The 24,175-nt window shown below is 58.8% G+C and carries 23 protein-coding genes; 20 read left to right on the top strand and 3 right to left on the bottom strand.

The genetic code is table 11. The features are described from left to right. The first annotated feature begins 62 nt into the window (after positions 1 to 62). The 20 genes from T9A_RS02090 (at position 63) to T9A_RS01995 (ending at position 21,926) form a co-directional block, all read left to right on the top strand. On the top strand, positions 63 to 1,034 hold the full coding sequence (locus T9A_RS02090; RefSeq protein WP_035244639.1) for an acetyl-CoA carboxylase carboxyltransferase subunit alpha: 972 nt from the start codon (positions 63 to 65) through the stop codon (positions 1,032 to 1,034). 123 nt (positions 1,035 to 1,157) lie between these two features. Further along, positions 1,158 to 2,447: a tRNA lysidine(34) synthetase TilS gene (gene tilS, locus T9A_RS02085; protein WP_052042431.1), complete on the top strand. Its 1,290-nt coding sequence runs from the start codon at positions 1,158 to 1,160 to the stop codon at positions 2,445 to 2,447. Between the two features lie 260 nt (positions 2,448 to 2,707). Continuing rightward, entirely contained in the window at positions 2,708 to 4,609 is a 1,902-nt protein-coding gene (locus T9A_RS02080) for a RecQ family ATP-dependent DNA helicase (protein WP_035244638.1), read from the top strand. Between the two features lie 448 nt (positions 4,610 to 5,057). Next, entirely contained in the window at positions 5,058 to 6,686 is a 1,629-nt protein-coding gene (locus T9A_RS02075; RefSeq protein ID WP_035244637.1) for a CTP synthase, read from the top strand. A 9-nt stretch (positions 6,687 to 6,695) separates the two neighbouring features. Then, a complete protein-coding gene (kdsA, locus tag T9A_RS02070; RefSeq protein ID WP_035244635.1) occupies positions 6,696 to 7,538 on the top strand; it encodes a 3-deoxy-8-phosphooctulonate synthase in 843 nt (280 codons plus the stop codon). Positions 7,539 to 7,558: 20 nt separating this feature from the next. Beyond that, positions 7,559 to 8,851: a phosphopyruvate hydratase gene (gene eno, locus T9A_RS02065; RefSeq protein WP_035244633.1), complete on the top strand. Its 1,293-nt coding sequence runs from the start codon at positions 7,559 to 7,561 to the stop codon at positions 8,849 to 8,851. Beyond that, complete coding sequence (locus T9A_RS02060; RefSeq protein WP_332248849.1) at positions 8,852 to 9,214, top strand: FtsB family cell division protein; 363 nt, start codon at positions 8,852 to 8,854, stop codon at positions 9,212 to 9,214. Beyond that, positions 9,211 to 9,924 carry a 2-C-methyl-D-erythritol 4-phosphate cytidylyltransferase gene (gene ispD, locus T9A_RS02055; protein ID WP_156964804.1) on the top strand — a complete coding sequence of 238 codons (714 nt, stop codon included), beginning with the start codon at positions 9,211 to 9,213 and terminating at the stop codon, positions 9,922 to 9,924. The genes T9A_RS02060 and ispD overlap by 4 nt, the downstream gene beginning before the upstream one ends. A gap of 2 nt (positions 9,925 to 9,926) precedes the next feature. Continuing rightward, positions 9,927 to 10,400: a 2-C-methyl-D-erythritol 2,4-cyclodiphosphate synthase gene (ispF, locus tag T9A_RS02050; RefSeq protein WP_084573373.1), complete on the top strand. Its 474-nt coding sequence runs from the start codon at positions 9,927 to 9,929 to the stop codon at positions 10,398 to 10,400. Then, the gene (gene truD / locus T9A_RS02045; protein WP_035244630.1) at positions 10,397 to 11,428 is read left to right on the top strand and encodes a tRNA pseudouridine(13) synthase TruD; all 1,032 of its coding nucleotides are present in this window, start codon (positions 10,397 to 10,399) and stop codon (positions 11,426 to 11,428) included. Before ispF ends, truD begins: the two co-directional genes overlap by 4 nt. Positions 11,429 to 11,476: 48 nt before the next feature. Further along, positions 11,477 to 12,139 (top strand): protein-L-isoaspartate(D-aspartate) O-methyltransferase, encoded by a 663-nt coding sequence (locus T9A_RS02040; protein WP_035244629.1) that lies wholly within the window; start codon positions 11,477 to 11,479, stop codon positions 12,137 to 12,139. Positions 12,140 to 12,284: 145 nt separating this feature from the next. Continuing rightward, complete coding sequence (locus tag T9A_RS02035) at positions 12,285 to 13,193, top strand: DUF368 domain-containing protein (RefSeq protein WP_035244627.1); 909 nt, start codon at positions 12,285 to 12,287, stop codon at positions 13,191 to 13,193. Positions 13,194 to 13,281: 88 nt separating this feature from the next. After that, positions 13,282 to 14,070, top strand: a complete 789-nt coding sequence (locus T9A_RS17345; protein ID WP_035244624.1) for a peptidoglycan DD-metalloendopeptidase family protein — start codon at positions 13,282 to 13,284, stop codon at positions 14,068 to 14,070. 27 nt (positions 14,071 to 14,097) lie between these two features. Further along, positions 14,098 to 15,018 carry a cation diffusion facilitator family transporter gene (locus T9A_RS02025; RefSeq protein WP_035244623.1) on the top strand — a complete coding sequence of 307 codons (921 nt, stop codon included), beginning with the start codon at positions 14,098 to 14,100 and terminating at the stop codon, positions 15,016 to 15,018. A 118-nt stretch (positions 15,019 to 15,136) separates the two neighbouring features. Next, a complete protein-coding gene (locus T9A_RS02020; protein ID WP_035244621.1) occupies positions 15,137 to 15,766 on the top strand; it encodes a hypothetical protein in 630 nt (209 codons plus the stop codon). Beyond that, positions 15,763 to 17,301 (top strand): GMC family oxidoreductase, encoded by a 1,539-nt coding sequence (locus T9A_RS02015; RefSeq protein WP_035244620.1) that lies wholly within the window; start codon positions 15,763 to 15,765, stop codon positions 17,299 to 17,301. The genes T9A_RS02020 and T9A_RS02015 overlap by 4 nt, the downstream gene beginning before the upstream one ends. 600 nt (positions 17,302 to 17,901) lie before the next feature. Beyond that, positions 17,902 to 18,498 (top strand): transcriptional initiation protein Tat, encoded by a 597-nt coding sequence (locus tag T9A_RS02010; protein ID WP_035244618.1) that lies wholly within the window; start codon positions 17,902 to 17,904, stop codon positions 18,496 to 18,498. Positions 18,499 to 18,509: 11 nt separating this feature from the next. After that, positions 18,510 to 20,108 (top strand): GMC family oxidoreductase N-terminal domain-containing protein, encoded by a 1,599-nt coding sequence (locus T9A_RS02005; protein WP_035244617.1) that lies wholly within the window; start codon positions 18,510 to 18,512, stop codon positions 20,106 to 20,108. Positions 20,109 to 20,337: 229 nt separating this feature from the next. Further along, positions 20,338 to 21,495, top strand: coding sequence for an iron-containing alcohol dehydrogenase (locus tag T9A_RS02000; protein ID WP_035244615.1), 1,158 nt, complete (start codon positions 20,338 to 20,340; stop codon positions 21,493 to 21,495). Continuing rightward, complete coding sequence (locus tag T9A_RS01995) at positions 21,495 to 21,926, top strand: acyl-CoA thioesterase (RefSeq protein ID WP_035244613.1); 432 nt, start codon at positions 21,495 to 21,497, stop codon at positions 21,924 to 21,926. The genes T9A_RS02000 and T9A_RS01995 overlap by 1 nt, the downstream gene beginning before the upstream one ends. Before the next feature lie 216 nt (positions 21,927 to 22,142). On the opposite strand, the gene T9A_RS01990 is transcribed toward T9A_RS01995, so the two are convergent. From T9A_RS01990 to T9A_RS01980, 3 genes are read right to left on the bottom strand one after another with little or no spacing between them, the layout of a single operon-like run. Then, a complete protein-coding gene (locus T9A_RS01990; protein ID WP_035244611.1) occupies positions 22,143 to 23,120 on the bottom strand; it encodes an AgmX/PglI C-terminal domain-containing protein in 978 nt (325 codons plus the stop codon). Continuing rightward, on the bottom strand, positions 23,117 to 23,617 hold the full coding sequence (locus T9A_RS01985) for an ExbD/TolR family protein (RefSeq protein WP_035244609.1): 501 nt from the start codon (positions 23,615 to 23,617) through the stop codon (positions 23,117 to 23,119). Before T9A_RS01985 ends, T9A_RS01990 begins: the two co-directional genes overlap by 4 nt. Then, on the bottom strand, positions 23,614 to 24,144 hold the full coding sequence (locus T9A_RS01980) for an ExbD/TolR family protein (protein WP_035244607.1): 531 nt from the start codon (positions 24,142 to 24,144) through the stop codon (positions 23,614 to 23,616). The genes T9A_RS01985 and T9A_RS01980 overlap by 4 nt, the downstream gene beginning before the upstream one ends. Positions 24,145 to 24,175: the final 31 nt, after the last annotated feature.

Genomic DNA, 24,175 nt, shown 5'->3' with positions numbered 1-24,175 from the left:
GCGCCAGACAGGGCGATTTTTCCCGGTGTTGCCAGCAAAACACCATAAACAGGCTCAGAGATATGAACCCGAACTTCCTCGAATTTGAACAACCCATCGCAGATCTGGAAGCGAAGATCGAGGAATTACGATTGGTAGGCAGTGGTAGTGAGGTCAACATTTCTGAGGAAGTGGCCAAGCTGCAGGAAAAGAGCATTTCGCTTACCGAGAACATTTTCAGCAACCTCAGTGCCTGGCAGATCTCGCAACTGGCCCGTCACCCCAAACGGCCTTACATGCTGGATTACATCAAGCGGATTTTCGCTGATTTTGATGAACTGCACGGGGATCGGGCCTTTGCCGACGACCCGGCCATCGTTGGTGGCATTACCCGCCTGAACGATCAGCCGGTGATGGTGATCGGTCATCAGAAAGGCCGCGAAGTGAAGGAGAAGGTGCGTCGTAATTTCGGTATGCCCAAGCCGGAAGGCTACCGCAAAGCCTTGCGCCTGATGGAAATGGCCGAGCGCTTCCGGATGCCGATTCTCACCTTTATCGATACTCCCGGGGCATTTCCGGGAATTGATGCGGAAGAGCGTGGCCAGTCCGAGGCCATTGCCCGCAACCTGCGTGTCATGTCTCAGCTGAAAGTACCGATCATCGCCACCGTGGTAGGTGAGGGCGGCTCTGGCGGGGCGCTGGCCATCGGTGTCTGTGATCATCTGCAGATGCTGGAATTCTCCACCTATTCGGTGATCTCCCCGGAAGGTTGTGCCTCTATTCTCTGGCGCAGCGCCGACAAGGCCCCGGAAGCGGCGGCGGCCATGGGCCTCACCGCTGGCCGACTCCACGAACTGGGCATCGTCGACCAGGTGATCAAGGAGCCACTGGGTGGCGCTCACCGTGATTATGAACAGGCGGCGGATGCCATCCGCAAGGCGCTGGTCAAGCAACTCGATGAGCTCAAGGCTCTTGAGGTTGAGGCACTGGTGGAGCGTCGCTACGACCGGCTGATGAGCTACGGCAACGTGGTCAGCGCTACCGCCGACGAATAACCGCTTGCCGGCCGTCCTCTAGCCGCCAGTCACGATGCTGTGGGAAGCTAGGCTTGCATGGCGAAGGCGGCAGCGCCTTTTTGCTCAAACCCGGTCCCGGCAAGCGTGATAATCTGATTCCCCATGGCAAACCCACCCCTGATTTCTGATCTGGCACAGCAGGCCCCACCGGGGCCGTTGTTGCTTGCCTTCAGTGGCGGCCTGGATTCCACCGTATTACTGCACCTGCTGGTGGAAGCCGGCCTTGGTCCTCGCCTGCGGGTGGTCCATATCAATCATCAACTACAGCCTGACAGCGGCGACTGGGCGGAACATTGCCAGCAGATCGTCGCCGGTCTGGAATTGCCCTGTGAGGTAATCGCGGTGCAGGTGGAGGCGGGCAAGGGGATTGAAGCTGGCGCCCGCCAGGCGCGCTACCATGCCCTGTTTGCTGATGCCCACCGGGATGGCGCCACCGTCATTACCGCCCACCACCGCGATGATCAGGCCGAGACCCTGCTGCTGCGCTTGCTGCGTGGTGCGGGCGTGCAAGGGCTTGCCGCCATGCGTGGCCTGGATCATCGCCAGGAAATAGCCGTATGGCGACCCCTGTTGGACCAGCCCAGATCTGTGTTGGAGCGCCATGCCCATGAGCAGGGCCTGCAGTGGCAGGATGATCCCAGCAACCAGGATCAATCCCTGCGCCGTAACTATTTGCGCCACAGCATTTTACCGGCCCTGCGCCAGCGCTGGCGTGGGGCCGACGAAATCCTGGCCCGCACTGCCCAGCACATGGGGGATGCCCGTGAGTTGCTGGACGAAAGGGCGCAGCAGGATGCCGACGCCTGTGGGGTCAGTTCCCAACGGTTTCCACTACCCGGGCTGGCAGCATTAGGCCCGCCCCGGCAACGTAACCTGTTGCGCTGGTGGCTTCATCGTCGCGGTGCCAGTGCGCCCAGCGCGGCCGTGCTGGCTGAGTTACTGGCGCTGCAGGATGCCGCTCAGGACAGTCAGGCCAGGGTGGAGTGGGGGAACTGGGCTGTGCGCTTGTTTCAGGGGGCGCTGTACTTGCTTCCCCGTCACGTTTTGGCGCCCTGGCAGGGCGAGTTGCTCTGGTCGGCGGACTCGCCCCCGCCCACGCTGCCATTCTGGCGATTGGCGACTATGGCCGAGGAGGGCGGGGTAAGCCTGATGCGTCCTCCTGGTGATCTCACTCTGCGTCCCTTCACCGGCGGCGCCCGTCTGTTGCGTAATGGCATGCACCAGCGCATCAAGGAACTGTGGCGAGCGGCCGGCGTGCCCCCCTGGCAGCGTCATCAGTGGCCACTGTTATACCGGGGCGAGACGCTGGTATCGGTGCCGCTGGTGGGGCTGGCGGATGGCGAAGAGGCTGCGAGTTGTGAGGAATGGTTTTTGTTGCCGCACTCTTCCTAGTCACGTGAAGGGATGCTGTTACTGTCGGTGGACCCTGTGGAAAGATAGGAGGCAGTAGGAACGAGAGCATCGTAAGCCTGTATCCTCCACTTGAATACCGATAGAGCCGAATTTTGGCCAATATCCTACGGGTTTGATCTACGCTGACTGATATAGACGGGGATTTTGGCTCTGTACCCTGAGGTCTTGGACCTGCAAGGAGGCAGCCATGACCTCTGCCTTCTTGCTCTGAACTTCCGCCTGACTACCGAAGAGCCCTCATGCAAGACGTGCAACAATTACTGCAACAGACATTCAATCTCCAGACCTTCCGGCCCGGCCAGCAGGCTGTCATCGACGCGCTACTGGCGGGCCGCTCGGCGCTGGCGGTGTTTCCGACTGGCGGCGGCAAGAGCCTGTGTTATCAGTTGCCGGCATTGATGCTGGATGGGTTGACGCTGGTGGTGTCGCCGTTGATTGCACTGATGAAGGATCAGGTGGACCAGCTTAATCGTTTGAATATTCCGGCGGCACGACTGGATTCCAGTGTGGATGCCGGAGAATTGCAGGCCATCTATCAAGGGCTCGACGATGGCAGCATCAAGCTGCTTTATGTAGCGCCGGAGCGTCTCGCCAATGAGCGTTTCCTGGCCCGGTTGAAACGCCTATCTATCAGTATGATGGCAGTGGATGAGGCGCACTGTGTCTCCGAGTGGGGGCATAACTTTCGCCCCGACTATCTGAAACTGGCGCAGCTAGCCCGTAAACTCAAGGTGGGCCGGGTGCTGGCGCTGACCGCCACGGCCACCCCGCAGGTGGCAGAGCAGATTTGCGATAGTTTCCACATCGCCGGGGCGGATCATATCCAGACCGGGTTTTTTCGCCCCAATCTGGCCCTGGCGGTGCGTCCTTGCCGCACCGACGAGCGTGATCAGTACCTGCTGGATCAGCTCACCAGCCGGTCTGCCGAGCCCGCCATCGTCTATGTCACCTTGCAGAAGACCGCCGAGACAGTGGCGGCCTTTTTGCAGGCACAGGGATTGAAGGCCCAGGCCTACCACGCCGGGCTCAAAGACGAGCCCCGCCATCAGGTGCAGGAGGCGTTCATGGCGGGGGAGACCGACATCGTGGTGGCCACCATCGCCTTCGGCATGGGGATCGACAAGGCGGACATTCGCGCGATCTACCACTACAACCTGCCCAAATCCCTGGAAAACTATATGCAGGAAATTGGCCGGGCCGGTCGCGACGGGCAACCCTCCCACTGCCACCTGCTGGCCAACCCGGATGATCTGACGGTGCTGGAGAATTTCACCTATGGCGATACCCCGGACAGTGAGTCGCTGGCCGCGCTGATTCACTGGCTGTTGGCACAGCCGGCGCAATTTGACCTTGCCGTTCATGAGTTATCCGGGCAGTTCGATGTGCGACCTCTGGTCATCAATACCTTGCTCACCTACCTGGAACTGGAAGGGGTGATCCGCGCCACGGCGCCGTTCTATACCGAATACAAGGTGGCTTTTCAGGGATCGAGGGAAGAGATTCTTGCCGGCTTCAACCCGGAGCGAGCTGCTTTTCTGGAGCGTCTGTTTGCCACTGGCAAGCAGGGTCGAATCTGGCTGACCCTGCGGCCCATCGACGCCGCCCAGACACTGGGCGATGATCGCTTGCGGATCCTCAATGCCCTGAACTATCTGGAACAGCAGCAGATGATCGAGCTACGGGTGGCCGGCGTGCGTCAGGGGTATCGAATGCTCAACCCGCCAGCGGAAAGCGAGCCCTTGATCGTGCGGATGCAGGAGCAGTTTGCCCTGCGTGAGCAGCGTGATATTCAGCGCCTGCAGCAGGTGTGTGACTGGGCGGGAAGCGCCGACTGTCACCAGCAGGCATTGGTTGGCTATTTCGGCGAGACTCTCGCGCAGCCCTGTGGTCAGTGCAGCGCCTGCCTCGGCGAACAGCCGCAGTTGCCGTCCCGTCGCCATCGTGCACCGGACCCGGCAGTGGTTCACGCCATGCGTGAGGAAAACCACCAGGCTCTGACCACTCCCCGGCAGTTGGCCCGCTTTCTCTGCGGCATCACCAGCCCCAGAGCCAGCCGAGCCCGCCTGGCCCGGCACCCGTCGTTCGGGTCACAGATGGGTGCGCCATTTTCCGAGGTGCTGGCTGCCTGTGAGAGCGACTGACGACGGGAACACAGGGTTCGATTCCGGCGACCTGGCGCAGTGCAGGTAATTCAGCGTTGCCTCGGGGAGTTGCGAGTCACGAAAGGTCAGGCCGGTTTTCCATTTCGAAACTCGCACCCCACAATCCACTGAGCGTTGAAAGCGGCATCCGTAGACAGAATAACGCCTGAGCCACTCAGGGTGGACCTGCGCCATGCATCAGCCCGCGCCACTTTTTACGCTCCCGAGAGCGATTCCGATTGAGGCGAGGGGCGCCTTCTGTTAGCATTTCCTCCCGTCCTGATGTAGCGCAAGCCCCTGAATTTTCAGGTGTTCAACCATCACTTGCGTAGCTGGCCAACCCGATTCAGAAAGCCCCTTGCCCGTGTCATGCGTGCAGGGTGTTTTTTTATTGGTGCCGGTTACACTGGTGAGAGTGCTACCAACCCACTAGCAATCTGGTGAGTGCATGTCACGTTTCATCTTTGTCACCGGCGGTGTGGTGTCGTCTCTGGGTAAGGGGATTACTTCAGCATCCCTGGCCACTTTGTTGGAAGCCCGCGGCCTCAACGTCACCCTGATCAAAATGGACCCATATATTAATGTGGATCCCGGCACCATGAGCCCTTACCAGCACGGTGAGGTGTTCGTGACCGAAGACGGCGCCGAAACCGACCTGGACCTGGGTCACTACGAGCGTTTTATTCGCACTCGCCTGAGCCGTCGCAACAGCTTCACCACTGGCCGTGTCTATCAGGACGTGCTGGACAAGGAGCGCCGCGGTGAGTATCTGGGTGCTACCGTGCAGGTGATCCCCCATATTACCGACGAGATCAAGCTGAAGATCCGAGAAGGGGCAGGGGATGCGGACGTGGCTATCGTGGAAATCGGTGGTACCGCCGGTGACATCGAGTCCCTGCCGTTTCTGGAAGCGGCGCGGCAGATGCGTGTGGAGCTGGGCTCCAGCCAGTCTCTGCTGGTGCACCTGACGCTGGTGCCGTATATCGCCACTGCCGGCGAGATCAAGACCAAGCCGACCCAGCACTCAGTTAAGGAGCTGCGCTCCATCGGCCTGCAGCCGGATATTCTGGTGTGCCGGGCAGATGACCCTATCCCGCAGAGTGCCCGCGACAAGATTGCCCTGTTTACCAATGTGGAAGCGCGGGCGGTCATTTCCTCCCCGGATTGCAAAACCATCTATCAGGTCCCCCGTGGCATGCACGAGCAGGGGCTGGATGACATCGTGGTGGAAAAGTTCGGACTGGATCTGCCGGAGCCGGATCTGGGCGAATGGGATCGTGTTGTAGAAGCCCAACTGAATCCGGAAAGCGAAGTCACCGTGGGCATGGTGGGCAAGTACATCGAGTTGGTCGATGCCTACAAGTCACTCAATGAAGCCTTGATCCACGCTGGCATCAGCAACCGGGCCAAGGTCAATATCCTTTACCTGGATGCGGAAGATATTGAACGCGAAGGCACTGGTGTGCTGGAAAACCTGGATGCCATCCTGGTTCCCGGTGGCTTTGGCGACCGCGGTACGGAAGGCAAGATCGCGGCCATTCGCTATGCCCGCGAAAACAAGGTGCCGTATCTGGGCATCTGCCTGGGTATGCAGCTGGCGGTGATCGAATACGCCCGTCACGTGGCCGGGATCGAAAACGCCCATTCTTCCGAACTGCGTCCGGATACGCCGGATCCGGTGGTGGGGCTGATTACCGAGTGGACCACGGAAGACGGTCGCAAGGAACAGCGCTCCAAGGAATCCGATCTGGGTGGCACCATGCGTTTGGGTGGCCAGGAATGTATTCTGGAGGCGGGCAGCCGTGCCGCCGATTGCTATGGTGGCACCAGTATTGTTGAACGTCACCGTCATCGTTACGAAGTAAACAATAATTACCTGCCGCAACTGGAAGGCGCCGGCCTGAAGATTGTTGGTCGTTCAACCGATGGCGAGTTGGTGGAAGTGATCGAAGTGGCAGACCACCCCTGGTTTGTGGCTTGCCAATTCCACCCGGAGTTTACGTCCACGCCTCGTGATGGGCATGGTCTGTTCAGGGGCTATGTGGCCGCGGCCCTGGCGGAACAGAAAGCACACTAAGGACGCGTTATGCAGAAGACCATCAAGCTAGGCGAGCTGGAGTTTGCCAACGACAAGCCCATGGCTCTTTTCGGCGGCATGAATGTGCTGGAATCCCGTGATCTGGCCATGCAGGTGGCGGAAGCCTATGCGGAAGTGACCAGCAAGCTGGGCATTCCCTGGGTGTTCAAGGCCAGCTTCGATAAGGCCAACCGTTCCTCGCTGAGCTCCTACCGGGGGCCGGGGATGGAAGAGGGCCTGAAGATCTTTGAAGAGATCAAGCAGACCTTCAATTGTCCGGTGATCACCGATGTGCATGAGCCCTATCAGGCGGCACCGGTGGCCGAAGTGGCGGATATCATTCAGCTGCCGGCCTTCCTGGCTCGGCAGACCGATCTGGTGGTGGCCATGGCAAAGACCGGGGCGATCATCAACATCAAGAAGCCCCAGTTCCTGGCTCCCCACGAAATGAGCCATATCCTGCACAAGTGCGAGGATGCCGGTAACGACCAGCTTATTCTCTGCGAGCGTGGCTCCAGCTTCGGGTACAACAACCTGGTGGTGGACATGCTCGGCTTTGGCATCATGAAACAATTCAACTACCCGGTGTTTTTCGACGTGACTCATGCCCTGCAGAAACCAGGGGGTCGTGCGGACAGCGCCGATGGGCGTCGTGCTCAGGTGGCTGAACTCGGTCTTGCCGGCATCAGCCAAGGCATCGCCGGGTTGTTCCTGGAAGCCCACCCGGACCCGGACAATGCCAAATGCGATGGCCCCTGCGCCCTGCGTCTGGACCGTCTGGAGCCATTCCTGACACGGATGCAAACCCTGGATAATACCGTCAAGGCACTGCCTGCCTTTGAAAACAACTGATTGAAGAGAGATTGACTGTCATGTCCAAGATCGTTGACATCAAAGCCCGCGAAATTCTCGACTCCCGTGGCAATCCCACCATCGAAGCTGATGTGATTCTGGAATCCGGCGCCTCCGGCAGTGCCTGTGCCCCCAGTGGCGCCTCTACCGGTTCCCGCGAAGCGCTGGAGCTGCGTGATGGCGACAAGGCCCGTTACCTGGGCAAGGGCGTCACCAAGGCCGTTGGCAATGTGAACTCCGCCATCCGGGAACTGCTGGTAGGAATGGAAGCCGGCGACCAGAAGGCCCTGGACAAGGCCATGATCGATGCCGATGGCACCGAGAACAAAGCCAAGTTCGGCGCCAACGCCATTCTCGCCGTGTCTCTGGCTGCAGCCAAAGCCGCTGCAGTGGATCAGGGCAAGCCCCTGTACGAGTACATTTCCGACCTGCAGGACGATGACAACGAATACTCCCTGCCGGTACCGATGATGAACATCATCAACGGTGGTGAGCACGCGGATAACAACGTGGACATCCAGGAGTTCATGATTCAGCCGGTGGGCGCTCCCACCGTGGCCGAAGCAATCCGTTACGGCGCCGAGATTTTCCACGCCCTGAAAAGCGTGCTGAAAAAGCGTGGTCTGAACACCGCAGTGGGTGACGAAGGCGGTTTCGCCCCGGACCTGCCCAGCAACGAGGCGGCCCTGGAAGCAATCATGGAAGCCATCGAGATTGCTGGCTACAAGGCCGGTGATGACGTGACCCTGGCCCTGGACTGCGCCGCCAGCGAATTCTACAAGGACGGTAAATACGTGCTGGCCGGTGAAGGGCGTAGCATGGATTCTGAAGAATTCGCCAGCTACCTGGCCGAGCTGTGCGACCGTTACCCGATCATCTCCATTGAAGATGGCATGGATGAATCCGACTGGGATGGCTGGAAAATCCTCACCGAGAAGCTGGGTAAAAAGATTCAGCTGGTAGGTGACGATCTGTTCGTGACCAACACCAAAATCCTCAAGCGTGGTATTGATGAGGGTGTGGCCAACTCCATCCTGATCAAGTTCAACCAGATCGGTTCTCTCAGCGAAACCCTGGATGCCATCAAGATGGCCAAGGATGCCGGTTACACTGCAGTCATTTCTCACCGTAGCGGTGAAACTGCCGACAGCACCATCGCCGACCTGGCAGTGGCTACCGCTGCCGGGCAGATCAAAACCGGTTCTCTGTGCCGCTCCGACCGGGTGGCCAAGTACAACCGCCTGATCCGCATTGAGCAGGAACTGGGGCGCGCTGCCTACCACGGTCGCAAAGAGTTCAAGTTCCTCGGTTAAATGATGCCGGATACCAGAACCAGCAAGGCAGGGAAGGAATTTGGCAAGCGGGAGGCCATGCAGCTGTCTCCCGCCAGGCAGATTGTGATTGCCCTGTTGGCTCTGGTATTTGTCGGCCTGCAGGCCCGGCTGTGGTTTGGTGAGGGCAGTCTGAGGCATGTGGCGACGCTGGAAAAAGAGGTAGCCACACTCAAGCAGAGCAATGCCAAACTGAACGAACGCAACCGGCTGATGGCCGCCGACGTGAAGGATCTCAAGCAGGGCACCGAAGCGGTGGAAGAGATTGCTCGCAAGGATCTGGGCATGATCCGCGACGGTGAAAGTTTTTTCCTGATTCTCGAACAACCCCGGGGCGGTGAGTGAATCCTGTCATTAACGGCCCTCTCTATGCGGTGGTACCGGCTGCCGGTATCGGTGAGCGCATGGGGGCGGGTTTTCCCAAGCAGTACCTGTCACTGGCCGGCAAGACCCTGGCCGAGCATACCCTCAATCGTTTGTTATCATTTGCCCCCATCGACCGTGTGTTGGTTGCCGTATCCGTGCAGGATCCCTGGTGGCCGACGCTGGGTGTCTCCACGCATTCGCGTATTGCCACTGTTAGCGGCGGAGCCGCCCGCGCCGAATCCGTGCGCAACGGCGTCACCAGGGCGCTGGAGTTGGGTGGAGAAAACGCCTGGGTACTGGTTCATGATATGGCCCGGCCTCTGGTACGGCTGTCAGATATTCAGAACCTGCTCGACCAGACCGACAGTCAGGGTGCGATATTGGCGTTGCCGGTGGTGGATACCATCAAGCAAGCCGATGATGGCAACCATATTGCCGCCACTCTGGATCGCGACTGCATCTGGCGGGCGCTGACGCCGCAGTTGTTCCCTGCTCGTGCGTTGCACGATGCCCTGCAAGGTGATCTGGCCGGTATTACCGATGAAGCGTCTGCCATGGAAAGAGTGGGACGCCGTCCGGCGCTGGTGGCGGGTCATAGCGACAATATCAAGGTTACCGTCCCGGAAGATCTGGCACTGGCCCGTTTCTATCTGGCCTGCCAGCTGGGCGACGAGGAGAACATGCTGTGAGTATTCGTATCGGCCAGGGCTTCGATGTGCACGCGTTCACGGAAGGGGATCACGTGATGCTGGGCGGTGTGGCAATTCCTCACAGCCATGGACTCAAGGCACACTCGGATGGTGATGTGGCCCTGCATGCCCTGTCTGATGCCTTGCTGGGTGCCCTGGCCTTGGGGGATATCGGTCACTATTTTCCGGACACCGATCCGCAGTGGCAGGACGCGGATTCCGCCACCTTGTTGGCGGCGATCTACCGGGACGTGACAGCGGCCGGCTGGCAATTGGGCAATGCAGATATCACCGTCATCTGCCAGGCCCCCAAACTGGCTCCCCATATCAGAGCCATGCGCCAGCGCATTGCCGATCTGCTCGATTGTGAGGTGGGGCAGGTTTCCGTCAAGGCGACTACCACCGAAAAACTCGGTTTCACCGGCCGCAAGGAAGGTATTGCGGTGCAGGCCGTGGTACTGGTGGAGTCTCGATGAGTCTACCCTGCGCCCATGGCGGGCCGGCATCCACTGGGGTGCTGAAAGCCTCTCCGGCAGATTTTCAGGTATTCGAGCACATGCATGTGCGCCCGGAAGGTGAGGGCGAACACCTGTGGCTGGAAATCGAGAAGACCGGCTGGAATACTGAGGATGTGGCGCTGTTACTGGCCAAACAGGCGGGTGTTCATCGCCTGGCGGTGGGCTACAGCGGGCTCAAGGACAAGTACGCCATTACCCGTCAGTGGTTCAGCCTGCATCTGCCCGGCAAGGCGGACCCGGAGTTTGACTGGCCGCCGGGGTTGAGGGGCCTTCAAGGGCTTCGCCATCGCCGCAAACTGAACCGGGGTACCCATCGCGCCAACGGTTTTGTGCTTCGTGTTACCGATTTCCAGGGAGATCGCCAGCAGCTGGAACAGCAACTTGCCACCATTGAGCGCCAGGGGGTGCCCAACTATTTTGGTGAGCAGCGCTTTGGTCGCGGTGCCGGCAACCTGGTGCGGGGAACCGAGTGGTTGTGTGGTGGCGAAGCGCCGCGCAAGAAAGCGCTGCGCGGTCTGTGGCTGTCAGCGGTGCGCAGCAACTTGTTCAACCAGGTCCTTGCCGAGCGTGTTAACCGGCAATGCTGGGACCGGGTACTGGCCGGTGATCTGCTACAGCCGCAAGGTAGCCGCGGCCTGTTCCTTGCGGACGACGACACAGAGGCCGGCGAAAGAGTGATTGCCGGTGAGGTTCATCCCACCGCCCCTTTGCCGGGGGTGCCGGGCATGGCATCATCTGGCCCTTGCCGGGAACTGGAACAGCGGATACTCGCACCGTATGCCACCGTGATCGATGGCCTGTGCAGCATCGGCGTTGAGGAAGCCCGCCGGGCAACAAGGTTGCCGGTACGGGAATTGCAATGGTCCTGGCAAGCAGAAAGGGAAGGGGAAGTGTGCCTGGAGCTGGCGTTTACGCTGCCCACAGGCGCTTTTGCCACGACAGTCATGGCGGAAATTATAAAACCTGAGTCCGAGACTTCAGGGTAACCCTGAGTGATCCGCCGAGAGGCACATCCAGAGGCAAAAGAAGTACAGATGGATATCCAACTTAGCGGCATCGGCATGACCTCTGCACGGACCCGGGATCGTCTGGTGCAACGGCTGCGTGATGCCGGCATCAGTGACGAGCGTGTGCTTGATGCCATCCGCAATACCCCGCGTCACCTGTTTATCGAAGAAGCCCTGGCCCACCAGGCCTACGACGATACGGCGCTGCCCATCGGCCACGGTCAGACCATTTCCCAGCCCTGGGTGGTGGCACGCATGACCGAATTGTTGATCGCCAACGGCAGACCCACCAAGGTGCTCGAGATCGGCACGGGCTGTGGCTATCAAACGGCGGTGCTGGCCCAGTTCTGTGACGCCCTCTATTCTGTGGAACGCATCCGCCCATTGCAGGACCAGGCGCGCAACCGTTTGATGAAGCTGGGCCTGGCTCGGGTACAGCTCAAGCACGCGGATGGTGGCTTCGGTTGGAAAAGCGAAGCCCCCTTTGATGCGATCCTGGCCGCCTGTGCCCGTGCGGACATTCCTGATGATCTGTTGTCACAACTGGCAGACGGAGGCCGTCTGGTGATGCCGGTGGGCGGTGATCGCCAACAGATCCTCACTGTGGTTGACCGTGATGGCGACCAGTTCCATGTGCAATCACTGGATGCGGTCCGCTTCGTGCCATTCCAGCGTGGGGTGATGCGGTAAGCAGCTACGAGCTACTAGCTGCGAGTGAAACAAACACTTTGCTCTTGAGGTTGCGCTTCGTTTGGGGCGGGCCCCATCCTGAAAGCTAGAAGCTAGAAGCTAGAAGCTAGAAGCTAGAAGCTAGAAGCTCTTTTCAAGGACTAACATGATTCGACCCGGTATTTTCTTTCGCGGCATGGCCATGGGCGCGGCCGATGTGGTGCCCGGAGTGTCCGGTGGCACCCTGGCGTTGATCACCGGTATTTATGAAGAGTTGATTGATACTCTTGGCGGGCTGACGCCGCGTTTGCTGAAGGTATGGCATCAGCAAGGCTTTGTGGCGTTCTGGCGTCAGGCCAATCTTACGTTTCTGGTGACCCTGCTGGCGGGCATCTTTACCAGTATTGCTGTGCTGGCGCGTTTGATTACCTGGCTGCTGGAGACGCATCCAGTGCCGGTTTGGGCCTTCTTCAGTGGCCTGATTCTGGCCAGCATCTTTCTGGTCTTGAAACCACTGCAACAACGGGGGGCGGTTCAGATTGCTGCCTTTGTGGCCGGCACTGGTGTGGCTGTGGCTATCGGGCTGGCGCCGGCGCTGTCGGCGGTGGGCAGTGGCGCAACGGTGTTCTTCTTCAGCGGCATGCTCGCCATCTGCGCCATGATCCTGCCTGGCATTTCCGGCAGTTTTATCCTTCTTTTACTGGGAATGTACCAACCGGTGCTGGAGGCAGTGAAGCAAGGTGAGATACCGTTGTTACTGGCCTTTATGGCCGGCTGCGCTATCGGCCTACTGAGTTTTGTGCATGTGCTCAAATGGACTCTGCACCGTTACCACGACACCGTCATGGCCTTGCTGGCGGGTTTCATGGCCGGGTCGTTGCTGAAGCTTTGGCCCTGGCGGGTATCGGGTGAACAAGGTCTGGCAGATCGTTGGTTGTCACCGGCGCAATATGCCAGTGAAACCGGCGACGGTTCGCAATTGGCATTGGCTCTGCTGGCCGGGCTGGTCGCGGCTACGCTGGTGTGGCTACTGTATCGGCTGGCGCCAGTGCATAATGTTGCGCAGGATTCGTAAATATTGAATTTCCGGTACCGTAATCCGGTGCCATTTCGAGGGAGTGGTTAATGGCGTGCCAACACCCGACAGGTAGCGACTCATTCTGATGCGTGCCCTGGCGACGGCATTGATCTTCGTGATGGTAGGCGGCTGCAGTGCGGGAAATTTTGCACCGGTCGTTGATATCTACGGTCAAGAGCCACGAACCAGCAAGGTCACCGCTGGCACCCATGAAGTGCGCGGGGGAGAAACCTTATATTCCATCGCCTGGCGTTATGGTTGGGACTATCGGGAGCTGGCCAGGGCCAACAGGATTCCGGCGCCTTATACCATCTATCCGGGGCAGCGTATTTCCCTGGCGCTGAAAGCACCCTCCAGCGGTACTTCATCGGCCTCCTCAAGTACCAGTAAACCGGCACCGAAAGCCCAGGACAAACCCACCAGCAAACCGGCACCCGCCAAGCCGCAAAAAACACCTGCGGCCAAACCCTCTGCGACTGCGTCTGCAGGTTCCACAGTGGGCCCGGTGAGCTGGCGCTGGCCGGCTGGGGGACAGGTGGTAGAAACCTTTTCCAGTGACAATCATGGCCGCAAAGGCATCGCCATTTCCGGTAAAACCAACAGCCCGGTAGTGGCAGCGGCGGATGGCCGTGTGGTGTATCGTGGCAGTGGCCTGACCGGTTACGGCAATCTGTTGATTCTCAAACATAGTGACCGCTGGCTGAGTGCCTATGCCCACAACGACAGAATGCTGGTCAAGGAAGGGGATGCGGTAAAGGCCGGCCAACAGATCGCCGCGATGGGAGCCACGGGGACTTTCCGTACCCAGTTGCACTTTGAAATTCGCAAGGATGGTAAACCGGTGGATCCGCTCACCTATTTGCCGAAGAAATAACCCCTCTGCTCACCAACGGAACCATCCATGACCAGTGAAACCCGCCGGGAACACCGCCTTTTGATGATCGCCGCATTGGCGTCAATCTTTACGGCATTGCTGTTGATCGCAGCCAAGACGGTGGCCTGGCTGATGACCGGCTCGGTGAGCCTGTTGGCGTCACTGGTGGATTCGGTGATGGATTCGCTGGCCTCGCTGATCAATTTCTTTGCCATTCGTTATTCCCTGGTGCCTGCCGATGAAGAGCATCGCTTTGGTCATGGCAAGGCGGAAGCGCTGGCGGGGCTGGGGCAGGCAATCTTCATTGCCGGCTCGTCGATATTCCTGATCCAGCAGTCTGCTTTCAAACTGATGGATCCGCAGCCGATTGAGCAGAATGCGGTGGGGGTAGCGGTGATGGTGTTTTCCATTGCGTTGACCTTCGGGCTGTTGTTGATCCAGAAATTCGTGGTCAGAGAGACCGGATCAACCGCCATCGAGGCCGATTCACTTCACTACCTGTCAGACCTGTCAGTGAACGCGGGGATCATCCTGGTGCTGGTGGTCAGTCAGTATGGTTTTCTGTGGCTGGATGGCGCCATGGGGCTGGTGATTGCCCTGTTTATTCTTTACAGCGCCTGGTCGATTGCCGGTGAGTCCATCCAGTTGCTGCTGGACCGGGAGATTCCCGGTGATGTACGTGATGTAATCGGGGCCATTGTGGCGGAGCATTCGCTTGCACTGGGGTTTCATGACCTGCGTACCCGCCAGTCTGGCCGCACCCAGTTTATCCAGTTACATGTGGATATGGATCAGAACCTGTCGCTGCGTGAAGCCCATGACCTGGCTGAACGTATCGAGCAGGGGATTCGCCAGGCCTATCCGGCGGCGGATGTGATTATCCACCAGGATCCGGTGGCGGTAGGCCCCAGCGTGCCGGTGGCCGGCCCCGGTAACGGCGATTTCTGATAGCCTTTCGCTGGCCGCCTGTTCTGTGCGGTCAAGCTCCCCTGTTAGAGTAAACACATTGTATTCATGTGGTCTTTTGAGTAGCTTCAAGGCTGTGTTTTTGCGTTGAGGACAGACCATGAAAAGCCAGCTTCAGGCGCGGCGGGTTTCCGCTATCTGGCAACAGGGCATGGCCCGCCGGCGGTTTCTGAAATGGGGCCTGCTGGGCTCCGCAGGCGTGGCGGCTGTGGCCGCCGGGGGCTTTGCCCTGCTGCGCCGTTCTCCACTGGACAAGCAGGAAGCTCCGGCCTGGGTACGAGGCCTGTCCGAGGCGGAATACCATCTCTTCAACCGGGCACGGCAAGTGTTGTTGCCCGTTGACGGCACCGCTCTGCTGCCAAGCGAGCAGGTGCCAGTGGTGCAGAATGTGCAAACCCTGCTGGGGCATTTGCACCCGCTGACGCGAAAGGAGGTGGCGGCCGGACTGGGTCTGTTCGATAACGCTGCGGTGCTCACTCGAGGCAGCCGGTTTGTCGATTTGAATGATGACGATGCCCGGGCCTATTTCGATAGTTGGGGCCAGGGCAATGTGATCCAGCGGACCCTGGCCACGGTTATCAAGCAGCTCGTCTATAGTGCCTACTGGCAGGATTCCGCCACCTGGCCACCCACGGAGTTCGATGGACCGGTGAGTGACAAGTGGGGGCTGGAATACCTGGGTAATGCACCGCTGCCTGACAGTGTTGCTGATGGGGAGGCGCGGGCATGAGCGAAGTGAAATGGCAGGCTTCCGGCTTGCGAGTCCACCAGGCCAGTGATGTTACCCGTGACCATTTGCAGCTGGAAGCCGATGTGGTGATCGTCGGGTCTGGCGCTGGTGGGGCAGTCAGCGCCTATGAGTTGGCCAAACGGGGAATGAAAGTGCTGGTGCTGGAGGCAGGTCCTTATGTGCCCTCCAAGGACTTCACCGAGAATTTCACCGACAGCCTGGACACCCTCTATCAGGATCATGGCAGTCAGAGTAACAGCGACGGCGATTTGCTGGTGCTTCAAGGGGCCTGTGTGGGAGGCTCCACGGTAGTCAACGGCTGTGTCTGTTTCCGAACCCCGGACTTTATTCTGCAGGACTGGCAGCGGGATTTCGGTCTGAGTGAACTCACCGTTGACGAACTGGCGCCGTATTTCGACGAAGTGGAAAAGAACCTGGCCGTTCACGATAACGGTGAGCATGAAATTCCCCGGCATGGTCGTCTGATTCGCGCTGGTGCCAATCGACTGGGCTGGTCGGTGAAACCGCTTAAGCGCAATATTCGCCAGTGTGGCCTCACCGGACATTGCCTGTCTGGCTGCAAGACCGAGCGCAAACAATCCATGCTGGTGACCTATCTGCCCTGGGCGGCAGCTCATGGGGCGCAGATATATGCGGATACACGGGTGGAAAAAATTGTTACCCGCGAGGGTAAGGCATGTGGTGTGGAGGCAATCATTACCCGCCATGACGGCACCGTGGCAGCAACCCTGTCGGTGTCTGCGCCCCGTGTCATTCTGGCGGCCGGGGCAGTGCAGACCCCCTTGTTGCTACTCAAGAGCGGCTTGGCAAACCGGTCAGGGCAGGTGGGCAAGAATTTTGCCTGCCACCCCTCCCTGTATGTACCAGCCCGATACCCGGAACCTGTGTACCCCTGGCGGGGTGCCATGCTGGGGGTCTATGTGGATGAGTTTATGCATCCGGACAAGGGTGGGTTTGTGCTGGAAGATGGCGGAGCTGGCCTGGTAGAGCTAACCATGGCCGCAGAACCCGGCACCGGAAAACCGTTCATGGATTACATGGCCAATGCCAAATATCTGGCCGGGTTGGTGACGCTGATCCACGATCACAATGTGGGCAGCATCGAATGGGATGGCGAGCGTAAAAAGATCAACTACAAGCTCAGTGATACCGACTTTCCCTCCATGCAACGGGCATTGAAAGCTGCCGCCAGGTTGCATCTCGCTGCTGGTGCCAGCGAAGTCTATGTGCCTGCCAGCGATCAACGGATTATCCGCAACGAGGCCGATATTGACAGCCAGGTGGACAGCCTGGAAAACCAGCCCCAGCATCTGCGCATGGTCAGTTACCATCCACAGGGTACGTGCCGTATGGGGGCGGACCCGGACCACAGTGTGGTCGCCGCCAATGGCCAAAGCCATGATGTACCCGGCCTCTATGTGGCCGATGCCAGCCTGTTACCCACCTCGATCATCGTTAACCCTCAGATTACCGTTTACGCCCTGGCCACTCGAATTGCCCGACATATGGGCTGATTCGGTGCCTTCAACAGCCTGCCTGGGGGTGGCTGACAGGATGTCGGTTGCTCCCGGTCACCAGGGAGCCTCTGAATAACTCCTTGCATGCTCAGTCTTTCAGGCTGGCTCGCAATCTAGGCGCGATTTTGAAGGTGTATGTCCATCCATCGAAAAAGCGCAACAACGAGTGCGAGTCAGCCTGGAAGACCCGGAGGGCGAGGTCTGAAGGGCCCATCTGCTGCGCTTTGCCGCTAGGAAAGGGAACCACCCTGCCCGTCGCGACAAAACACAACAGCTGCACCCTTCAGGCCACGCTGAGTACGCAAGGAGTTATTCAGAGGCTCCCTAGGGCTTTGGCGTTTGTAACGGTTTGTTATAGACTGGGACCTGCATCCGTGGCCTCATCGCGGCGCCTGACGTAAGCCGTTGCCGCCACAGACAATTTTCTTCAGTCGGTCGTATTGCCTGATACGCCGCTTCTTCAGAAAATTGCCTGTGACAACAAATTCTTGCGCCATGCATCCACACTGAAGCCACGGATACAGGTCACTAGAAATTACCGCTCCACCAATAACAACAAGGACCCAAAGGAACAGGGTCTGCCCAGGAGAGGGTTAGATGAATAACAACAAGCGTGCGCCGCTGCCCGGCTTTCTGGCCGGTCTGGAGCCGTTGAGTCGTCGCAGTTTCCTGCGCAGCTCCGTGCTCGCCAGCGCCGCAGTTACCTCCGGTTGTGCCAGTATGTTCGGGCGACGAAATGCCCCTGAAGCGCTGCAATATCATAGCCTCAACCAGGACGAAGCCCGGGTTATCACCCGCCTGACCGAGGTCATGTTACCCACCGCCAGTTATGGGCTGCCATCCAGTACCGAGGTCGTGCCGACGGTCAAGAATGTGGACGCCATGAGCCAGCGCATGCCCCAGCAGACCCGCGAGTTGCTTGGCCTGGGTATCTGGGTGTTCAACAACCGGCCCATGGTCAGCTTCAAGTTCAGCCAGTTCACCTCCCTCTCCGACGACAAGGCGCTCGATTACGTTAACGCCATGCAGGAAGGATCGTTCTTCGAGCGTGGTCTGATGACCACGCTGAAAGCCCTGGTGGCATTGAATTACTGGCGTGATGAGCGCACCTGGCCGGGGCTGGAATACCATGGCCCGGTGACCGAAGTGTGGGGCGTGCGGCGTCTGGGTAATGCACCGTTGCCGCGAGCCTGACAGGGGGAATTATGGCTTTTGTACGTGTCGCCCGTGACGGTGTCCCCGTCACCGAGGCAAAAGATGTGGCCCTGGATGCAAACCTGGGCAAACGCTTCACCCTGAAAACCGATGTGGTGGTAGTGGGCTCTGGTGCTGCCGGTTCCATTGTGGCCTATGAAATGGCCAAAGCCGGTCGCGATGTATTGGTGCTGGAATCCGGCCGCTATTATCCCAGCTCCCAGTTTACCGAACACCTGGGTGATACCATGACCAAGATCTATCAGGATCAGGTCGGCCAGGTAAATACCACTGCGGATATCATTTTTGTCCAGGGCGCCTGTGTCGGTGGCTCTACGGTGATCGGTGCCTGCGTGATGGAAGAGCCCGATGATGCGGTGCTGGATGGCTGGGCGAGCCAGTATGGCCTGGAGAATCTGTCGGCAGAAAAATTCCGGCCCTACCTGGATGGCGTGGCAGACCAGTTGCAGATTCATATCAACGAGGCCCACGAGATCAACGCCTGTGCCCACAAGGTGATTCAGGGCTGCGAGAAAATGCAGTTTTCCTGGAAACCGGCCCAGCGCAACGTGAAGCAGTGCGCGCTGACCGGGCACTGCCTGGCGGGGTGTCCTTCTGACCGGAAAATGAGCTCTCTGGTGACGCATTTGCCCTGGGCCGCCGCCCATGGCGCACGGATCTTCTCGGATACCGAAGTGGTACGTGTGCTGACCCGTGATGGTCGGGCCCGCGGCGTGGAAGCGCGTATTACCGACCCGGACAGCGGCGCCCACGTAGCCGACATGCAGGTGGATGCGGATATGGTGGTACTGGCCGCTGGCGCCATTCATACACCGCTGATCATGCAGCGTAGTCAGATAGAAGATCGCAGCGGTCAGCTGGGTCGTAACCTGTCGATTCAGCCCTTCACCCAGGTGCTGGGTAAATTCAAGGAGCCCTTGTATGGTTTCCGGGGGGCGCTGGTCGGGGTGCAGGTGGATGAATTCACCCGCACCGATGGCTTTACCATTTTCTCAGGGTTGGCAGAGCCGGAATCGCTGCTGGCTCAGGGTGACATGAAGGCGGGCAAGGCCCACATCGACTTCATGAAGAACTACAAGTACTACGCCGGGGTGAATGCCTTCAGCACGGACCAGGGCAGGGGATACGTGGAATGGTCCGGGGATGCCTATAGCGGTGACAAGACCATTCACTGGAACCCGAACCGGGAAGAGTTCAACAATATGAAGGCGTCTGCTGCTCTGGCGGCGCGTATCTTCTTCTCCGGCGGCGCGGAAAAAGTCTACATGCCCACCTTCCAGAATCTGGAAGTGGATTCGGTCTTTGCGCTGGATGAAACCCTGGACAAGGTGGACTTCGGCCTCAAGGGCATGTACACCTTCAGGGCCAACAGCTTCAGCCCCCATGGCACCTGCCGTATGGGCGCTGACCCCTACCAGGCGGTGGTGGCTCCCACAGGGCAGGTGTATGGCACAGCAGGTCTGTTCGTGGCAGATTCAAGCCTGATCCCCGAGCCCATGACGGCTCCGATACAGTGGACCGTGCAGGCGCTGGCCCAGTATGTGAGCGACCAGATCAACGAGAACGCGCACAATTACTTTATCGGTTAACCGCTGTTACGAAGAGCGAGTTGTAGGGAACAAGGGCATGCCTGACGGCATGACCTCGTTCCGTTCAGCTCGCTCTTTGCATTCCGGGGCTTGAGCTAAAGCCGAGGAATTCCGGCACCTTGTCTGCATCCCGCCGCGACGTAAATCGCGGCTCCCACGGCGTCATTCCCCATCCCCGCCTGTGCTAGCATTGATGCCCTAATCGGCACGTCATTTCAGGAGAGTCATCATGCCGGGTTTCGAATTCGCAACCACCCATCGTGTGCTGGTAGAGGCGGGCGCTGCCGGCCGTCTGCCGGGGCTGTGTCAGGAGCGGGGCGCCAGTCGGGTACTGCTGGTCACGGATCCGGGTATTCGCAGCACGCCACTGCTTGGACCGGTGGAAGACAGCTTTCGTCAAGCCGGTATGCCGCTGGCCATTTTTGATCAGGTTAGTGCGGATCCGGCAGACACTGTTGTGCTGGATGCTGCACGGCAGGCGAGGGAGGCGAAAGCTGACCTGGTGATTGGATTCGGTGGCGGCTCCTCCATGGATGTGGCCAAGCTGGTGGCATTGCTGGCGCATCCGGATGCCAGTCAGCAACTGTCGGATATCTACGGGGTGGGCTTGGCCACGGGGCCAAGGTTGCCGTTGATACAGGTGCCGACCACGGCGGGGACCGGCTCGGAAGTGACCCCTGTCGCCATTGTCACTACCGGGGCCACCACCAAGGCCGGTGTGGTGGCACCCTCCCTGCTGCCGGATCTTGCCGTGCTGGATGCAGAGCTGACCCTTGGCCTGCCGGCCCATGTGACTGCTGCCACCGGTGTGGATGCCATGGTTCATGCCATTGAGGCGTACACCAGTGCCCACAAGAAAAATCCCTATTCGGATATGCTGGCCCGAGAGGCCTTGCGCCTGTTGGGCGGGAACCTGGAGACCGCTGTAAACGATGGCAGCAACCTGGCGGCCCGTGAAGCCTGTTTGTTGGGAGCAATGATGGCCGGCCAGGCGTTTGCCAATGCTCCGGTGGCCGCCGTGCATGCGTTGGCCTATCCGCTGGGTGGGCATTTTCATATTCCCCACGGCTTGAGCAACTCGCTGGTAATGCCGGAGGTGCTGAAATTCAATGCTGCAGTAGCCGCCCCCCTGTATGCAGAGCTGGCGCCGATTCTCAGTGATCAGCGTTTCACGGATGCCAGCGGTGGTGCCGAGGCACTGATTGCGGCACTGGAGTCCCTGATCAATGCGGTTGGATTGCCGGTACGCCTGCGCGATGCCGGGGTTAGCGAGGACAGCCTGGAAACTCTTGCAGCGGATGCCATGCTTCAGCAGCGTTTGCTGATCAACAACCCACGGGAAGTCTCCGAGGCCGATGCGCTGGCGATCTACAAGGCGGTGTATTGATGGCAGAGAAGGGCAACCGGCCTGATCGTGATGAGTATGGGTATCTTTGTCCGGTGGATAGCCGCTGGAGCGATAACGACATCTACGGCCATATAAATAACGTGGTTTATTACAGCTATTTTGATTCCACCATCAACCGTTATCTGATCGAGCAGGGGGGACTGGATATTCATGATGGTGAGCATATCGCCTATGTGGTCAGCTCCGGTTGTGATTATCTGGAAGCCGCTGCGTACCCTGACTCGTTGTCTGTGGGTATGAAGGTGGACAAGCTGGGCAACAGTTCTGTGCGCTACGGCCTGGCATTGTTTGGCGCTGAAGGGCCGGCGAAGGCGACGGGCTTTGTGGTGCATGTTTTTGTGAATCGTCAAAGCGGCCGGCCGGTATCGATCCCGGCGCCGTTAAGGGAAGCGCTGGAAAAGCTCGTCTGACTGGCAAACGCGTTTTGCCCTCTGGAATCACTCCAATGGGAGGAGGATAGGGTAGGGTGCACTGAGCCGAAGGCGAACTGCACCATCAAACGCCGAATCGGTGCAGTTCGCCTGAGGCTCAGTGCACCCTACGCATTAACAGCCAAGACGAGGTTGTCCTCATCACAAAAAAGCCCGGCCTTTTGAGCCGGGCTTTTTTGTGGCTGACCATCACGATCAGTTGGGGAAGAAGTTCAACTTGTAGTCTCCCTTCCAGGTTTCCACATTCATAGCGCCAAAGTTCATGCCTTTGGCAATCAGCGTGATACGTCTTTCCAGTTGGCTGTCGCCCAGCTGGCTGGATTTCACTTTCACATCCTGTACATCGCCGTTGGGTGCGATAACTAGATAGAGGACCACTGTGCCTTGCAGGGCAGGGTTGCTGCGCAGAGCACGCTGGTACTGGCTGTTGAATTTACCAGCGTAGCGGTCGAATACACGGCGCAGTTGCTCCTGGGTACGACGGCTCTTGCCATCGCTGCCCTTGCGCGTTGTGCTGGCTGCCTGACCGGATTCGGCGATCTTGCTGTCCACCTTGCCGCCACCCACAGTCCCTGCAGACAAGGTGCCGCCACCGCCACCGCCGCTGGATGCCCTGGCAGTTGCTACACCGCCGGATCCTGTGCCGGCACGCTTGCCGATCAGATCACGTTCTGCCTTGGCGGCGCTATCACCACCGGTGCGCAGACTGTCGCCTGAATCTACCAATGGGCCAATATCATCCAAGCCGGCCAGGGAGTCTCCCAGATCTTCTTCGAGTCGTGCCTGGGCTTTTTCTCGTGCCTCTTCCCGTTGAACTTCAGCAGGCCGCGGTTTCGGTTCAGGCTCTGGCTTGGGTTCCGGTTTCGGCTCTTCAGGCTCGGGTTTTTCCTCCGGTTCTTCCTCCTCGGGTTCAGGCTCCGGTTCGGGCTCAGGCGGTGGTGGCTCTTTTTGTTTTTCGAGAACCAGTTGTGCCAATCGTTCAGGGATTTCCTGTTGTTCCCGCGGGTCAGGTTTTTCAATGGTGACCGATTCCACCAGGATCATCATCAGCAGTGCCAGAATCAGCAGAATGATAACGATGCCGTAAAGGCGCCGGTCTTCCCCCTCTTGTTTGTCCCAGGGCAGGGAGCCATCAATGAGTATGCGCAGCTTGTTGTTATTGTTCTGCGTCATTCAGACTCCTCCTCTGCCACTTTCAGGACAGCAAAGGCGACCTTGGTGTAGGGCGTCTCCATGCAACTGCGCATCAGTTTCTTGATGACGGCATAGGGTACATCCCGATCGGCCTGAATCATCACTTCCCGCTCGTCTTCCGGGTTTACCGCCAGAGCGCGGGAAGCACGGAATTTCAGCTCTTCTACCAGGGCATCGACGGTACGTTCTTCCTGTACTTTAACTGCCTGAGTATCGGCAATTTTACGGCCATCGATAATCACATTAGTGGCGCTGACCTGGATGATCAGGACATCGTTGGGCAGCTCCTGTGCGGTAGATTCCGGTAGCTGAATATCTTGGTCTTCCGGTAGTTTGGCGGCGTTGTTGTTATTCACCAGCAGGAAGATCAGCAGGATAGTGAAGATATCCATCAGTGAAGTCAGGTTCAGTGTGGCAACCATCTTGTGGCGGCCATGGTGACGGGCCATTCGGCGGGCGCGGGCGGATTTCTTCACGCGTCACCTCCGTTACTGCCAGTCTGATCCTGTGGCGCTGAACCAATGCTGATGCTTGGGAACAGCTCTTTCTTGATGGTCTGGCCATTGATCTCTGTGTTGTACAGACGCACGGCGTCCATGGTGTGGATCATCACCTCATAAGGGGTGTCGTCCTCACAGAGCAGGGTAATGGCGGTTTCCTCGGGAAACTTTTCTTTCAGGGTCACCAGATAATCATGCAGGGCGGCGCTGTCATGATCTTCGCCCTTGTTGTCCACAATTTTCAGTACGGCACTGGTGTTGCGGTCCACTACTTCATAGCGGTTACCGTAAATCAGTACTTCCAGTACCAGTTTGTCTTTTTCGTCGTCTTCCGAAGGTGGACTGCTCTCATTCACCGCGGGCAAGTTCAACTGCAGGATAGAGACCTGCGCGAAGACCGCGTTGATGAGCAGAAAAGGAATCAGCACTACCATCAGATTCAGAAAGGCAGTGATGTTCAGTTCCACATCGGTGTCGCGCGAACGTCGTCTGCGAAATCGCATACCAGATCCTTACACCAGATTGGCGAAAACA

The organism is Alcanivorax jadensis T9, assembly GCF_000756655.1.
GTDB lineage: Bacteria > Pseudomonadota > Gammaproteobacteria > Pseudomonadales > Alcanivoracaceae > Alcanivorax > Alcanivorax jadensis.
The sequence above is the reverse complement of the archived record's forward strand: the minus strand, read 5'-3'. Positions and strand labels throughout refer to the sequence as shown.